Origin of the sequence: Rhodococcus sp. T7, assembly GCF_009872365.1 — a bacterium.
Lineage (GTDB): Bacteria > Actinomycetota > Actinomycetes > Mycobacteriales > Mycobacteriaceae > Rhodococcus_F.
This window is the reverse complement of the sequence record NZ_WXYH01000352.1, coordinates 1-14,151: the sequence shown is the minus strand read 5'-3', so window position 1 is coordinate 14,151 and position 14,151 is coordinate 1. Positions and strand designations below refer to the sequence as shown.

14 protein-coding genes and 3 pseudogenes are annotated in these 14,151 nt (G+C 65.3%); 10 read left to right on the top strand and 7 right to left on the bottom strand.

From position 1 onward, the window contains the following. Positions 1-17 precede the first annotated feature (17 nt). Positions 18-1,523, bottom strand: a complete 1,506-nt coding sequence (locus tag MLGJGCBP_RS34915; protein WP_007295993.1) for an ABC transporter substrate-binding protein — start codon at positions 1,521-1,523, stop codon at positions 18-20. A 709-nt stretch (positions 1,524-2,232) separates the two neighbouring features. Beyond that, positions 2,233-2,514: a hypothetical protein gene (locus tag MLGJGCBP_RS52275; protein WP_007295992.1), complete on the bottom strand. Its 282-nt coding sequence runs from the start codon at positions 2,512-2,514 to the stop codon at positions 2,233-2,235. Here MLGJGCBP_RS52275 and MLGJGCBP_RS34910 point away from each other — a divergent pair. The 5 genes from MLGJGCBP_RS34910 to MLGJGCBP_RS34890 all read left to right on the top strand — a co-directional run bounded on the left by MLGJGCBP_RS34910 (position 2,497) and on the right by MLGJGCBP_RS34890 (position 7,494). Next, the gene (locus MLGJGCBP_RS34910) at positions 2,497-3,513 is read left to right on the top strand and encodes a cation diffusion facilitator family transporter (protein ID WP_268960800.1); all 1,017 of its coding nucleotides are present in this window, start codon (positions 2,497-2,499) and stop codon (positions 3,511-3,513) included. The genes MLGJGCBP_RS52275 and MLGJGCBP_RS34910 overlap by 18 nt on opposite strands. Before the next feature lie 107 nt (positions 3,514-3,620). Next, on the top strand, positions 3,621-4,226 hold the full coding sequence (locus MLGJGCBP_RS34905; RefSeq protein ID WP_007295990.1) for a GNAT family N-acetyltransferase: 606 nt from the start codon (positions 3,621-3,623) through the stop codon (positions 4,224-4,226). Positions 4,227-4,281: 55 nt separating this feature from the next. Further along, positions 4,282-4,716, top strand: coding sequence for a hypothetical protein (locus tag MLGJGCBP_RS34900; protein ID WP_007295989.1), 435 nt, complete (start codon positions 4,282-4,284; stop codon positions 4,714-4,716). Positions 4,717-4,762: 46 nt separating this feature from the next. Continuing rightward, a complete protein-coding gene (locus tag MLGJGCBP_RS34895; RefSeq protein ID WP_012686893.1) occupies positions 4,763-6,019 on the top strand; it encodes an aminotransferase family protein in 1,257 nt (418 codons plus the stop codon). Positions 6,020-6,120: 101 nt separating this feature from the next. Next, complete coding sequence (locus MLGJGCBP_RS34890; RefSeq protein ID WP_007295987.1) at positions 6,121-7,494, top strand: NAD-dependent succinate-semialdehyde dehydrogenase; 1,374 nt, start codon at positions 6,121-6,123, stop codon at positions 7,492-7,494. A gap of 88 nt (positions 7,495-7,582) precedes the next feature. Here the strand turns inward: MLGJGCBP_RS34890 and solA are convergent, their stop codons facing one another. Then, positions 7,583-8,758: an N-methyl-L-tryptophan oxidase gene (gene solA / locus MLGJGCBP_RS34885; RefSeq protein ID WP_012686894.1), complete on the bottom strand. Its 1,176-nt coding sequence runs from the start codon at positions 8,756-8,758 to the stop codon at positions 7,583-7,585. Positions 8,759-8,938: 180 nt separating this feature from the next. Here solA and MLGJGCBP_RS34880 point away from each other — a divergent pair, with 180 nt between their 5' ends. Beyond that, positions 8,939-10,219: an amidohydrolase gene (locus MLGJGCBP_RS34880; RefSeq protein ID WP_039950566.1), complete on the top strand. Its 1,281-nt coding sequence runs from the start codon at positions 8,939-8,941 to the stop codon at positions 10,217-10,219. A gap of 65 nt (positions 10,220-10,284) precedes the next feature. Continuing rightward, positions 10,285-11,031, top strand: a complete 747-nt coding sequence (locus MLGJGCBP_RS34875) for a GntR family transcriptional regulator (protein WP_012686895.1) — start codon at positions 10,285-10,287, stop codon at positions 11,029-11,031. A gap of 160 nt (positions 11,032-11,191) precedes the next feature. Here the strand turns inward: MLGJGCBP_RS34875 and MLGJGCBP_RS34870 are convergent. From MLGJGCBP_RS34870 to MLGJGCBP_RS34860, 3 genes and pseudogenes are all read right to left on the bottom strand, one after another. Further along, positions 11,192-11,383, bottom strand: a pseudogene (locus tag MLGJGCBP_RS34870) (hypothetical protein); the annotation flags it as partial. 109 nt (positions 11,384-11,492) lie between these two features. After that, on the bottom strand, positions 11,493-11,816 hold the full coding sequence (locus MLGJGCBP_RS34865) for a ribbon-helix-helix domain-containing protein (protein WP_007295982.1): 324 nt from the start codon (positions 11,814-11,816) through the stop codon (positions 11,493-11,495). Between the two features lie 112 nt (positions 11,817-11,928). Then, positions 11,929-12,204, bottom strand: a complete 276-nt coding sequence (locus tag MLGJGCBP_RS34860) for a hypothetical protein (RefSeq protein WP_007295981.1) — start codon at positions 12,202-12,204, stop codon at positions 11,929-11,931. Between the two features lie 498 nt (positions 12,205-12,702). Here MLGJGCBP_RS34860 and MLGJGCBP_RS50800 point away from each other — a divergent pair. From MLGJGCBP_RS50800 to MLGJGCBP_RS34850, 3 genes and pseudogenes are all read left to right on the top strand, one after another. Further along, positions 12,703-13,002 (top strand): annotated as a pseudogene (locus MLGJGCBP_RS50800) (ArsR/SmtB family transcription factor); the annotation flags it as partial. Between the two features lie 18 nt (positions 13,003-13,020). Then, entirely contained in the window at positions 13,021-13,506 is a 486-nt protein-coding gene (locus MLGJGCBP_RS34855) for an SRPBCC family protein (RefSeq protein WP_039950563.1), read from the top strand. Positions 13,507-13,620: 114 nt separating this feature from the next. Next, a complete protein-coding gene (locus MLGJGCBP_RS34850; protein WP_007295979.1) occupies positions 13,621-13,965 on the top strand; it encodes an SRPBCC family protein in 345 nt (114 codons plus the stop codon). 35 nt (positions 13,966-14,000) lie between these two features. Here the strand turns inward: MLGJGCBP_RS34850 and MLGJGCBP_RS34845 are convergent. Further along, positions 14,001-14,151: pseudogene (locus MLGJGCBP_RS34845) on the bottom strand (MFS transporter); the annotation flags it as partial.

The following is a 14,151-nucleotide window of genomic DNA, read 5'->3' as shown; positions in this document are numbered from 1 at the left end:
TGAAATGTCCTTTCCTGTCAGCTGTTGGAGACGGTGAGATCCGGGGTGACGGCGTATCGCGCGAGGGGGTCGTCGACGAAACTCTCGATGGTCTCCAGCCGTGCGGCGGTGGTCTGTTCGTGGGCGATGAAGGTGGTGACGGCGTCCGCTTGCAACTGCGAGGCGACGTCGGCGTAGATCGCGTTCCGTCGTTGCGGGTCGTTCTCGGTGTTCGCGGCGCTCAGTTGCGCGTCGATCGCCGGATCGCAGTACTGGCTGATGTTGAATCCCCCACCGCAGGAGTAGTCGGCGGTGAGAAACCCCAGAGGATCGGCGATGTCGGTGAGGTGATTACGGGACAGCAGCGCGAGGTCGTATGAGCCGTCCAACAGCGAGGGCTCGATTGCCGAGTAGTCACTGACCTGCACGCCGACGTCGATTCCGATCTCGGCCAGGTTGGCTTGGATCACCGCGGCGAGGTCCGCGAACTCGGGGCGCTCGGTGTAGGCGAGCAGCGTCAGCTTCAGTTGTCCCGGTGCGTATCCCGCTGCGGTGAGCAGACGGCGGGCCTGGTCGAGGTTGCGGTTCACCGGTTGAGAATCGGGGGCCCACGCTTCGGTGGGCGCGAACGGTCCGATGGCCGGGTGCGCCTGCCCGCCGAAGACACTGGCGGTGATCGACTCGACGTCGACCGCAGCCTGCACGGCCTTACGCACCTCGGGATTGTCGAACGGTGCCCGGGATTGATTGAAATACAGGCCGGTGGTGCGCGGGGTGAACGCACTACTGACCTTGATGCGCGCATCGCCCTCGAGCTCCGGGACGGTCGATGCGGGAAGTCCGAGGGCGATCTGCGACTCACCGGTGCGGACCTGCGTGGCCCGGGTGGCGCCCTCCGGAATGAACCGGGCCGTCACCGACTTGAGCGGTACGTTCCCGCCCCAGTAGGCGGTGTTTCCTTCCAGGGTCATCGACTGGGCCGGGGTTTGCGCGACCGGAGTGTAGGGGCCGGTGCAGTGCGAGAGCGGGTCGATGCCGGTGCCGGTGTACGCGGCCGGCGCCAGAATTCCGGTGTTGATACTCGCCAAACGGAAGGGCACCAGCGCGCTCGGTTCGGGAGTGCGTATCCGCACAGTCGAATCATTCAGTGCTTCAACGGACGTGATCAGCTTCGGAGTGAAGGCCCGGGGCGGAGCATCTGCTCGGAGTAGGTATTGCAGGGAGGCGACCACGGCGGCCGTCGTGAGGTCGGTCCCGTCCTGGAATTTCACCCCCTCTCGAAGCGTGAAGTCCCAGGCCGTGGGTTCGGTCTGAACCCACTCCGTTGCCAGAAGCGGCACGAGTGCGCCGGCCTCGGCGTCGTATTTCACCAGGGTTTCGAGGCAACCGACTTGGGAGAGGACGAACGCGTCGTCGGTTTCGAGGGAGTAGTTCGCCCGCGGGGTGAATTGCAGGCTGACCGTCAGATTGTCGGCGGAGCCCGAACCGCTGGTTGTGCTGCCTTCGAAACTGCCACAGGCAGTTGCAGCGAGTGCTCCGGCCACAACGACGGCCGGCCATCGAACACATCTTGAGATTCGCATGAATGCCACCAAGGAATTGGGATGGACCGGCCGGGGAAGGTGCCGGTTTTGAACCAGCCAGAGCTTCGTGGGTCTGGTTGACAATCAAACTAAGGAGGCTCCGTAAACATTGTCAACAACTACATCATTGCGGTCCATGTTGTTAACACTTGCGCAACACCCGCAGATGCCTTGTGGCCCTGATTTACTCCCGCGGGTGGGGCGAGTGCCGGACCTCTTCGGAGAGTGATCGGAGTGCATCCACCGCTGCCGCCTCCTTCCGGTAGACCGAAGATTCTCGGCGCGGCTGGGTTCCTAGAACGGTTACTGTACAGCGCAATCCGTGGCCAAGGCATCGAAATGGGGATCGGACGCCGAACGGGCTGCGGTGCCGCGAATCCGACGGTAATACGCCGTCCATGCTTTCGGTCGCAGCGCTGGGTTCGGGCATGAAAAGGCTGTGTCACGGGCCCAATTCCCGAAAATGGCGATCCCGCGACGGATTCGCGTCCCGCTGTTAACAATGTTGCCGTTGTAGCTGACTGGGCGTCGTCGAACGTGAACCCGGGAACGTCGTTCGCGTTGACGGAACCCTGACGAGGTCCTAATGTATCAGGTGAAATATCACGGTGTCACTGTCGACGCCTCATCCAGAGACAGGACCTCCTTCATGAGGAATCACCCCGCGATCTCAGCCACCGACACGAGCTCTGTGGGCAGCCATGCGCCGAAACACGAACACGGAGCTCATGCGCACTCCCGCACTGCCAGCGGACATGCCGACCACGCCCACGACGACCAGCGCCACGAGAACCACGGCCACGGTGACCACAGCCCCGGTCACGGCCATCCTCACGGCGACCACGATGACCAGCGCCACGACGACCACAGCCCCGGTCATGGGCACGGCCACGGACACGGCGACCACGATGACCACGACCACGGACACGGCGCCCTGGCCAAGCTCAAGCACATCTTCGTTCCGCACTCACACGACGCCAACGAGGCGATCCAATCGGCTCAGGAATCGAGCGGCCAAGGCATTCGCGCGGCATGGATCGGCCTCGCGGGAATGATGACCACGGCGATCCTGCAGATCTTCATCGTCGCGATATCCGGCTCGATCGCCCTTCTCGCCGACACCCTGCACAACCTCGGACACGCCATGACCACCATTCCGCTGGTCATCGCCTTCAGGATCGGACAACGCGCCGCCAGCAAGCGCTACAGCTACGGCTACCGACGCGCAGAAGATCTTGTCGGGGTGCTGATTTCGCTGGTCATCGCCGCATCGGCCGCCCTGATCATCTACGAATCGATCGATGCGTTGATCAACCCACGACCTCTGACGAACCTGGGTTGGGTCTTCGCCGCCGGCCTCGTCGGCGCCCTCGGCAACGAGGTCGTCGCGGTCTACCGGATCCGTACCGGCCGCAAGATCGGCTCAGCAGCGTTGATCGCCGAAGGTCAGCATGCCCGCGCCGACGGATTGACCTCCATCGCCGTGGTCGTGGGCGTCATCGGTGTCTGGTTCGGATTCGAACGCCTCGATGCCATCATCGGGCTGTTCATCGCAGCGGCCATCCTGTGGATCCTGTTCAACTCCATGCGCACCATCTGCCGCCGACTGATGGACGGGGTCGACCCGGGCGTCATCGAAAGCATGACGACGACCGTGGCCGCCGTCGACGGCGTGGTCGACGTCGATCGTGTCCGAGCTCGCTGGAGCGGTCACCGGATGGAGGCCGACGCCAATGTCGTTGTCTCCAAGGGACTGAGCGTGGTGGACGGCCATCACATCGCCGAACAGGTCCAACACCAGCTGCTGCACACCACGCCGCACCTGGAAGAGGTCGTCGTCCACCTCCACCCGGACCTGAGCGCCGGCGAACTCGACGAGCTGCACGAGCTGTCCGGACACCATGCCAGCGCCGAAGCGCGCAGCCGCTATCTGGCGAAAACCCGCAGGTAACCGGCGCAACCCGCGGCGGCCCAACCCATCTCCAGGCGCACCGGCCGACCCCTGCCGCGGACACCGACCACCACTGAGCACTATGCACACATTTGGAGGCAAAGACCATGTCTGGTGACACTACGAGCGGCGAGCACGACTTCGTCGTACGGGAGTTGACCATCGACGACCTGCCCGAAGCTCGCGCACTGATGTTGCGGTCGGTAGTCGAGGACTTCGGGGATGAATACGATCCCCGCGTCCACGCCGACATCGACGACATGATCGGCTGGTATCTCGAACCCGAGGGCCCATTCATGCTGGTCGTGGCAGATCGCGCGACGGGGGAACTGCTCGCCACCGGCGGCATCCGCGGGGGAGCGCTGAAGGAAGGACTGAGCCCGCAGAACCTCGTCGAGCGGTATCGGGACGGCCACACCGGCCAACTGGTTCGCGTCTACGTCCTTCGCGAACACCGCCGGCGCGGCATCGCACGTATCGTCGTCGACGCCGTCCTCGAACGCGTTGCGCAGGAAGGCATTTACGCGACGATCGCGCTGCACACCTTTCGGCATTCACCAGGGGCAATCCCATTCTGGCTCTCCATGGGCGCCCGGATCATCGAAGACGACACCACCGGGATATCTCGCGCGATCTTCCTCGAAATCCCGGTCGACGACGCAACCGCAGCCCACTGCTGCAAGTCCACCGCATACAGCCAGTCCAGCATCTGAAATTTTCGTATCCACCCGAGAAAGTCCGTATCCAACCGAGAAGGCAGGCGAACACATGACCAAGCGACGTGACCTCTTCATCTTCGTACCCGAAACCGGCAAGGCCGAGCAGGCCCAGGCCTACCTCGGCGAGTGGCTTCGTTCACTCGACGGCCACCCCGGATATCTCGGTGGCTCCGTGCTCAAGGAAGTCGCGAACGAACTGCTCCCCGACACCCTGGTCCTCGTGCTCGAGTTCGAGTCCACCGAGGCGGCGCGCGCACTGTGGCCCAAGATCGAGAACACCGTCAACCCGCTGTACCCGGACGACAAGTCCGACAAGTCACCCGACCAGGGCACCGCCTTCTTCGACGGAACCAAGCAGGCCGTGGCCGCCGGTGGACCGCTGCCACTCAAATTCACCCGAGGCAACGGGCTGCTCGCGCGAATGCTGCACATTCACGCCGCCGAGGTCGACGAGTTCGCCACCGCCGCCACCGCCGCCGTCTGACCTCGACTCTTCGACGTCCGACTCACAGATCCAGGAGAAAACCACCATGGAGACGACCGGCATACTGTGGCACCCGCAGACGCACATGCCCACCGCTCCGCAAGAGCGTCTGGTGATTACGGCCGGCGACGGCGCATGGGTGACTACCGAGGACGGCCAGCGGTTGCTCGATCTGCCGGCCGGCCTCTGGTACGCCAACGTCGGCCACGGACGCGCACGCATCGCGGACGCGGCAGCGGCACAGATCCGCACACTCGAGACGTACCACCTGTTCGGGGCACACGCCAACAAGCCCGCCCTCGAGCTCGCCGAACGGGTGTCCGCGCTGCTCCCCATCGACGACGCCTCGATCTTCTTCACCTCCGGCGGCTCGGATTCCGTCGACACCGCCTGCAAGCTGGCCCGCCGATACTGGAACGTCCTCGGCAAGGACACCAAGAAGACCATCCTCAGCCGGCGCGGCGGCTACCACGGTCTTCACGGCTTCGGCACCTCCATCGCCGGCCTCGACTTCAACCGCGAGGGATACGGCACCGCCTCACTGATTCCCGACACCGCCCGGGTCCCGCAAACAGACCTCGCCGGCACGGCCGAGGTCATCGATCGACTCGGGCCCGAGAACATCGCCGCGATCATCGTCGAACCCGTCATCGGCACCGGCGGAGTCGTACCACCACCCGAGGGCTACCTACCCGGCCTCGCCGCCCTGGCGAAAAACCACGACATCCTGCTCATCGCCGACGAGGTGATCACCGGATTCGGCCGGACAGGGCACTGGTTCGGCTGCACCCGGTGGGGCATCGAACCGGACATCATCACCATGGCCAAGGGCATCACCTCGGGATATCTCCCGCTCGGTGTGGTCGGCATCGCACCCAGGGTCGCCGAGCCGTTCTTCATCGGCGCCGACGCGCCCATCTTCCGCCACGGCCTCACCTACTCAGGCCACGCCACCGCGTGCGCGGTGGCATCAGCCAACCTCGACATCATCGAGGAAGAAGACCTCGTTCGCAGAGCCGCGGACCTGGAACCCGTGCTCGCACAGGCCCTGACACCACTGACCCGATCACCCTTCGTCGCCGAGGTCCGCGCCATCGGCCTGATGGCCGGAATCCAGTTACATCCCGACATCGACGGAAACGAAGTGGTGCGCGACTGCCGGCGAGAAGGTGTCCTGACCCGGCTCCTGGCCGACAACACGCTGCATGTCTGCCCACCGTTCGTCATCACCAAAGAGGAGATCGAATTCGCGATGTCGGTGATCGGCGACCAACTCTCCGCGCTCGAAGACAAGGCGGCCTGACATGACCAGCATCGACGCGGCCACCAAACCCGCACTGGTCTCAGCTCTGGCGATCCCCACCGGATTTCTCGCCGGAACCCGAACACGGCAACCTCTTCGAGGTGATCGACCCCGCCACCGAACGGATCGTCGCCACCGCACCGGACTGCTCGGTCGCCGACGCTCGTCTGGCCCTCACGGCAGCACACGAGGCGGGCGACACCTGGGCGCGGTTCCCGTTGCGCGCCCGCGCCGGCATCCTGCACCGCCTGTTCGCACTTGTCCACGAACACCGCGAACGCCTGGCGGTGACGATCTCCCTCGAGGTCGGCAAGACGCTGGCCGAAGCGCGCGGTGAGGTGGACTACGCCGCGGACTACATCCGCTGGTACGCCGAGGAAGCGGTCCGGCCCGCCGGTCGAAGCACCCCGTCACCGGACGGCCGGTCCCATATCGTCACCGTCGCCGAACCTCTCGGCCCGTGCCTGCTGATCACCCCGTGGAATGTGCCATTGGCGATGGCGACGAGGAAACTCGCTCCCGCACTCGCCGCGGGCTGCACCGCCATCCTCAAACCCTCCGAATTGACACCACTGTCCTCCCTGATCTTGGCCGAACTCGCGCTCGAGGCCGGGCTGCCTCCCGGTGTGTTGTCGGTCCTGCCCACGACGGAAGCGGCGCCCGTGTGCGCCGCCCTCATGGCGGACGACAGACTGCGGAAGGTGTCCTTCACCGGCTCGACCGCCGTGGGGCGAATCCTGCTCGAACAGGGCGGCCGACGCGTCCTGCGGATGTCGATGGAGCTGGGCGGCAACGCCCCCTTCCTCGTGTTCGACGATGCCGACCTCGACACCGCCGTCGAGGAGGCCATGATCGCCAAAATGCGGATGGGCGGTCAGTCCTGCGTCGCGGCGAACCGCTTCCTGGTCCAGGACGGGGTCGCCGACCAGTTCGCCGACGCGCTCGCGGCGCGGGTAAACGCCATGCGCGTCGGTCCCCCGGGCACCGAGGGAGTCGACTTGGGGCCGCTCGTGTCCGCACCGGCAGTGGCCAAAGCCCGCCGTCTGGTCGAGGACGCCCTGGCTCGGGGCGCCTCACTGCGGGCGCAGGCAAAGGTCCCCGACGGCCCTGGTTTCTATTATCCGCCAACCGTTCTCGACAACGCGGATCGCGGCGCCCTGATCTGCCGTGAAGAGGTCTTCGGCCCCGTCGCGGCCATCTCACGATTCAGGACCGAGGACGAGGCCCTCGCCCTGGCCAACGACACGGAGTACGGGCTGGCGGCATACCTGGTGACCCGGGATCTGGGACGGGCAAGCAGCGTCGCCGGGCGGCTACAGGCCGGGATGATCGGCATCAACCGGGGTCTCGTCTCCAACGTCGCGGCGCCATTCGGCGGCATCAAACAATCAGGGCTCGGCAGAGAAGGCGGCGCCGAGGGCCTTCTCGAGTACCAACAGACGAAATACCTGGCCGTACCGCCGCTGTACAGCTGAGCTCCGCCACAAGCGCTACTCCACCGGAAAGTTTCGCAGTCCCCAAGCTTGGCGGCCCGGTCACCGCGTCACGTGGGGACTGCGCTCGTCATGCCGGTGTCCGGGTCTCCGGTGCCCACTCCTGCAGATTCCGTCCGGGGGCGAGGAACTCCACATCCCGGTCCGTCGATCCCTCGATGATCTGATCGGCGACGACATCGCCCATGACCGGCGCGAATTTGAATCCAGCCCCGGAGAAGCCACACGCCACCACGATCTGTTCCGTGCCCGGAACCGCTCCGACCATCGGCTGACCGTCCGTGGTGTACCCCTCCATGTTGACCGTCGTCGTGATCGGATCCGGATGGAGCCCGGGAAAATACTCTTCGACCACATCCCGGAAGTAGCGAACAATGCTGTGGCCCACAGTCAATGCCGGATTCTCGGTGTCATAGACGATGGGATGACCGCTGGTATAGATGCCGACCTTGACCGTAGCCCCATCGATGGTGGGAAAGCCGTACGCGCGGATGTCACCCACTCGTTCGAACACCGGAAACCTCGACGACCGATAGGCGTCGACGTCGCGGGGCAGGTACCACGCCTGCACGAGCCGTCTCGGCAATACCGTCGCCGCGGCTGCCGGCAGCAGGTCCCGCGCCCACGGGCCCGGCGCAACCACCACACGGCTGTAGCGGCGGACACCCTCGGCAGTTCGCACCGTTACACCGGCACCGTCCGGCTCGACGCCCAACACCCGGGTGTAATCGGAGACCGTCGCCCCGAGAGCCCGTGCGCGGTCCACGGCGGTGACGACACTGAGTTCGGGTCGGAGGAAACCCCCGAAGGGATCGGTGATCGCGGCGTCGGTCGGCCGTACCAGGTGTTGGGGGTACCGTCTGGCGAGCTCCGTGCTGTCGAGCAGCTCGTGTTCGAGCCCCGCCGCCATTGCCGACTGATGGGCGAGAATCAGTGCGTCGCTGTCGTTCGGCCCGAGAATGAGACCGCCCGTGATCTCGAGCAGCCCGCGCCCGGTGGTGTGCTCGAGTTCCCTCCACAGACCGAGTGCGTCGAGCGCCAGGGGAGTGCATTGATGAACACGTTGGCTCTGCGCCGAGAACCGCCGGGTCTGGCCGGCCGAGGCGCCGCGGTCGTGACCGACCCCGAAACGCTCGTATCCGTGGACCCGGACGCCACGCTCGGCCAGGCGCCACAACGCCATGGACCCGATCGCACCGAGTCCAACGATGGCGACCTCGGCGTCATCTTTCGAAGGCTGTGTCATGGAGCTACTTTCGGTGTGGGGAGTCGGTGGGGGAGTCCGCCGCAGCTAGCGGCGGCGCTCTGATAGCGATGTCCGCGGCTGACCCGCGGACCCGGCTGTACATGTCACGCACATTCCACCCTGCATTCTGATATTTTACTAGAAACATCACAAGGGCGTGGAATGGACGGAGAGACGACCGTGACGACAAGCCGGGACACGGAGCTGGTCTCGTTGCGCCGCGCGCTGCACGCCCACCCCGAACTGGGATTCTGCGAGATAGAAACCGCAGCGCGCATCATCGACGAACTCGCCACGGCGGTCGACACACTCGAATTCGGCAGCACGGTCTGCGCCGTCGCAGAACTCGCCGGCCTCCCACCCGCCGAGGAACTCGACCATGCACGCCGCCGCGCCCTCGAGGCGGGCATCGAGCCCGAACTGGTGGAACGCCTCGGCCACGGCAACACCGGCGTCGTCGCGAGCGTGCGGGGACGCAGGCCCGGACCGGTCATCGCGCTGCGATGCGACATGGACGGACTTCCCATCACCGAGTCCGAGGACGCCGCTCACCCGCCGTTTCGCGGCGGCTTCGCCTCGGAGGTCTCGGGCATCATGCACGCCTGCGGGCACGACGGCCACGTAGCCATCGGCGTGACGCTGGCGAAACGCCTCGCTGAAGACCGGAACTTCGCCGGCGAGCTCAGGGTGATCTTTCAGCCCGCAGAAGAGGGCGTGCGTGGGGCGCGAGCGATGGTGGCCGCGGGCGCCGCACGCGGCGTCGACGTCATGCTGGGGCTCCACCTCGGGATCGGTCTCGACGTGGGAACCGTCGCGAGTAGCACCTCAGGGGTGATGGCCACCGAGAAGTGGAAGATCGAATTGACGGGGGCCCCCGCACATGCCGCCCTCGCCCCGAGCGAGGGACGCAACGCGCTGTTGGGCGCCGCGACGATCGCCCTCGGATTGCACGCGCTACCGCCGTTCGCGCAGGCAACCACCCGTGTCAACGTCGGCAAAATGACGGCCGGCACCTCGGCCAACATCATCGCCGACAGCGCAGAAATACACTGCGAACTTCGTGCCGACGACACCGACGTCTTCGCGGAGTTGACCTCACGGGCCCGTGACGTCGTCCTCGGCGCCGCCGGCATGTACGGGCTCGGCGCACGGATTGATGTGATCGGCAGCGCGGAGGTTGCCGTCTGCGACTCGGAAATTGCCCGGGCCCTGGACCGATGCGCACACACCGTGGACGACATCACGAACGCTCTACCGACCGCCCCGATGTCCGCGAGCGACGACGTCACCCTCTTCATGGCCGACGTGCAGCGCCGCGGCGGGAAAGCCACCTTCGTCCTCGTGGGTGCGAGTAGCCCGGCCCCGCATCACCATCCTCGATTCGACATCGATGAAAGGTCGCTGCCGATCGCGGCCGACTGGCTGGAACAGTTCATCCGCACACAGGACTACCATCGATGATATTTCACGGTCTGTCCCACGACCCCGTGGAGCAGGCAGGGCCGACGACGAAGGAGTTCGAGACAGTGGAGATCAGCGGCGGGGCGCGGGTTGGCTCTGCCACCGGCGCCAGTGCAACGGAAAACGCATATCGGCATATCAAGCGCCTCATTTTGACCAGCGAACTCGCCCCCGGAACCGAGCTACGCGAGGCCACACTCTCCGAATCGACAGGCTTCGGACGCAGTCCCGTGCGCGAGTCGCTACGGCGGCTGGTACAGGAAGGCTTCGTAGACGTCCGCGCTCGCCAGGGCTATCGGGTGTCGGTAGTGACCATGGCGAGCGTCAGAGACCTGTTCGAGATGCGGCTCCTCCTCGAACCGGCGGTCGTCGAGCTCGCGGCAGAGCGAGCGCCGATGGCCGAACTGGAGGCACTGCACTCACTCGCTCACCAAACCTACGTCAGCGGAGACATCCATAGCTACGAGAAATTTCTCGAAGACAACCGCGAGTTCCATGTCCGGATCGCCCAGGCGTCCGGCAACGAAATCTTCACCCGAACCCTCAGAACGTTATTGGAGGAAATGCAGCGGCTGTTCTTCATCAGCCTCGACGGGAGCGACTCCGTTTCAGAACAGATGCACGAACACCACGACCTCCATGATGCACTGCTGGCCCGTGACGGAACACGGGCGCGCGAGATCATGATCGCGCAGATCGAGGCCAGCCGGGAACGCGTTATGGAGGGGCTGGTGGGCGCCGCCCAGCGGCCGCGCCGTGCAGCAACAGGGGTCGTTCTGTCGAGCAGTTCGTCCTCAAAGCGAGGTTACTAGCGGGCAGCGACTCACGGAACGTTGCATCTCTCCCGTGGCCTACGGTCTGACGGCCAGTTGAAGCGTCGCGGCAGATCGCATTGCTGCGTACCAACGACCTTTCCATCGGGAAACTGCATCCTCCCACGAAATTTCGGGTGCAACTATCGCGGAATCACGTGTCCAGCCGCGTATGGGTCGCTGTTCCGAACGTGCCGGCGAAGGGGATCAGTAGCAGTACCAGCATCACCGTGAGCAGCACGATGACGGCCTCGTAGCGGTCGCTTCGGCGCATCAGGCGGTTGCGGCTCCACAGTCCGAGCCGCCACCACCGGATCGGTGTGGGTACCGGTGCCGGTTCCGCGGGGCGCATTGGTCACCTCCAGCAGGGTTCCGCTTGTCCTCCTTCGATTGTGCGACGGAACCCGAGGCGGTGTTCTCGCACGTTGTCCGGAAGGCCGTGGAACGCCGACGGAGGTGTTCTAGGCGGAGTGCTTCTGGATGTATTCCTCGACTGCCTCGCGCATGAGTTCGCTGGGCTTGCGGTGCTGACGCTGCGCGAGTTCGTCGAGTTTGTTGCTCAGCGGCAGTGGAAGCCGGACTTGGCGTTTGGGGGAGGCACCGCTGATGCCCGCGTCCTGCGCCAGGGACGGGCGGCCGGCGCCAACCCTCTCGAGTAGGGCCTTACCGGCGGCGGCGGCGTCCGCGCCGCGCTTGGCGGTGGCTGAGTCCTTCGGCAGCGTCATGTCGTGCTCGGCCCACTCAGCGAGCTCGTCGTAATCGGTATTCTTATCGTTGCTGTTCATTGGTATGTCACCTCTTTTGGGTGGTGGTGCTGGGCGATCTGTTCGGATACCACTGGGTGGGTGGTGCATCGGGTTGCGGTGCCGGGTTCCTTCGCCCCCGGCGCCTGACGGATCAGGGACGGTCCCTCATGCGAGCGAGGTGCTTTTCCCGCGCCTCCATCACGTGGAAGACCACCATGCCTCGCGGTGGAACGATCTCCACCATGACCTCGAGCAGCGGCCCACCCAGTGTCCGCGGGGGACCGATGAACAGCCAAGGCTTCGCGTGACCGGGGACGCGGGGCTCGTCGAACTCCTGCTCGACGTAGAGGGCGTTCTCGATCGCATGCAACGCGTCCTCGTGGTCGATCCCGTGCTTGTCCGCGCTGTTCGCCCATTCGACTGCCACACGAATACTGTACTACAAAATCGATGGTTTCTGTAGTACAATATCCCGGTCGGGTGATCATCGACGACCGCCAGCGTTGGTTGTTTATCCAGACGGCCAAGAATCCTGACGCAAAGCCGGGAGGATCGGCAAGCCGACTGCTCGTTGTGTCGGGTCAGCCGCACTCCACAGCGGGGAACGACCTGATACGGAATCAGGCTTGTCAAGGAGGCAAGGCGAAGCGGCGTCCATGACCGTCGTCGTGGACGCCGCTTCCTGTTGACTGGAAGGGTCCGCGGGTTGTGACGAGCGTGTCGGCATCGACGCGTTGTCAGTCTGACCCGATATCGAACAGTGTGCGGACAGTGGGGAATCCGGGCGGACGGGTTCTTCTCTCGCATCGTGGTGATCGCCGATCAGTGCGCAGCGTCGGTCCAGCGCAAGCTGGATCTCCGAACGTTGTGGCGATTGCTGGGCTGCTCTTGACAGCGACTCTCGGTAAGCGAAGACTTACCGTTCGTAGGTACTTACCAAGCTGGAGACGAATGGGGTGCGCTCGCTGATCGGACGAGGCGCACGATTCTCGAGCGTCTGGCCGAGGGTCCGTGTGCGGTCGGTGAGCTGGCCCGGGAGCTGCCGATCAGCCGGCCTGCGGTTTCGCAGCACCTGAAGGTGCTCAAGGACGCCGGGCTGGTGGGTGATCGGGCGGTCGGCACGCGCCGCATTTATCACCTCGACCCGGCCGGGATCAGCGTGCTGCGCTCGCAGCTCGACCGGTTCTGGGCACAGGCCCTGACCGCGTACAAGGACGCGGTCGAACAACCCGCAGGAGAGGTCATGACACAGACACATGCCGAGTCGGTGCACAAGCAGGTCGTGGTGAACGCAGGTGTGGAGCGAGCGTTCTCGCTGTTTATCGAGCGATTCGATGCGATCAAGCCGCGTGAGCACAACATCATGGCGGTCCCGATCGCCGAGACCGTGTTCGAACCGAGGGTGGGCGGCAACATCTACGACCGCGGTGTGGACGGCACCGAATGCCGGTGGGCGCGGGTGCTGGCCTATGAGCCGCCGAGCCGGGTGGTGTTCAGTTGGGACATCAACGGGCACTGGCAGATCGAGACCGACCCGGCCAAGACCAGCGAGGTGGAGGTCCGGTTCATCGCCGAATCCGCCGATCGCACCCGGGTCGAGGTCGAGCACCGCAACCTCGAGCGCCACGGCCCGGGTTGGGAAGCGGTCCGCGACGGTGTCGAACACGACGCCGGGTGGCCGCTCTACCTGCAGCGCTACCGTGGCGCCGTCGACAGTGAGCAGCACTGATGGCACCGATCACGACCAGCATCGACGTCGACCGCCCACCGAGGCAGGTGTTCGCCTGTCGTCACCGACCCGACCCGCTTCGCCGAGTGGCAGAAGGGCGTCGTCAGCGGCCACATGGACGGTGACGGGACCTCGCAGGTCGGCGAGAAATGCCTCACCACGCGCCGCATCGGGTTCGCCGAGCGTCCGGTCACGTCCGAACTCACGCACATCGACCCGCCGAGAACATGGGGTGTGCACGGTGTCGACGGCCCGATCCGTGCCGTGGTGAATGTGTCCGTCGATCCGCTCGATTCCGGACACCGCTCCCGGGTGACGATCGCCGTCGACTTCGAAGGCCACGGGATCGGGAAAGTTCTCGTGCCACTCGCTGTGCGCCCCCAGGCCCGTAAGGAGATGCCGAGCAATCTGGCCGCACTCCAGCAGCGTCTGGAAGCATCACCGGCACAGCCGAACTAGGCGGGGTACATCCTCGCCACCCGGGATGGGGCTGCTCATCCTTTCGGCGCACGCTGCGTGCTCGTGCGGATGGGTTTGGGGTGGGTTTCGTACATGCGGGCGGCGACGACGAGGGCGCAGGCGCCGCTGACGGCGGCGGCCGCCCAGACGGCGGCGTGCATGCCCATCAGGTCGGCGACGATGCCG

Excerpts from the sequence above, each read along its gene's own strand:
- MLGJGCBP_RS34895 (WP_012686893.1), top strand. The coding sequence starts at position 4,763 with ATGGAGACGACCGGCATACTGTGGCACCCGCAGACGCACATGCCCACC.
- MLGJGCBP_RS34850 (WP_007295979.1), top strand. The coding sequence starts at position 13,621 with ATGGACGGTGACGGGACCTCGCAGGTCGGCGAGAAATGCCTCACCACG.
- MLGJGCBP_RS34900 (WP_007295989.1), top strand. The coding sequence starts at position 4,282 with ATGACCAAGCGACGTGACCTCTTCATCTTCGTACCCGAAACCGGCAAG.
- MLGJGCBP_RS34905 (WP_007295990.1), top strand. The coding sequence starts at position 3,621 with ATGTCTGGTGACACTACGAGCGGCGAGCACGACTTCGTCGTACGGGAG.
- MLGJGCBP_RS34865 (WP_007295982.1), bottom strand. The coding sequence starts at position 11,816 with ATGAACAGCAACGATAAGAATACCGATTACGACGAGCTCGCTGAGTGG.
- solA (WP_012686894.1), bottom strand. The coding sequence starts at position 8,758 with ATGACACAGCCTTCGAAAGATGACGCCGAGGTCGCCATCGTTGGACTC.
- MLGJGCBP_RS34855 (WP_039950563.1), top strand. The coding sequence starts at position 13,021 with ATGACACAGACACATGCCGAGTCGGTGCACAAGCAGGTCGTGGTGAAC.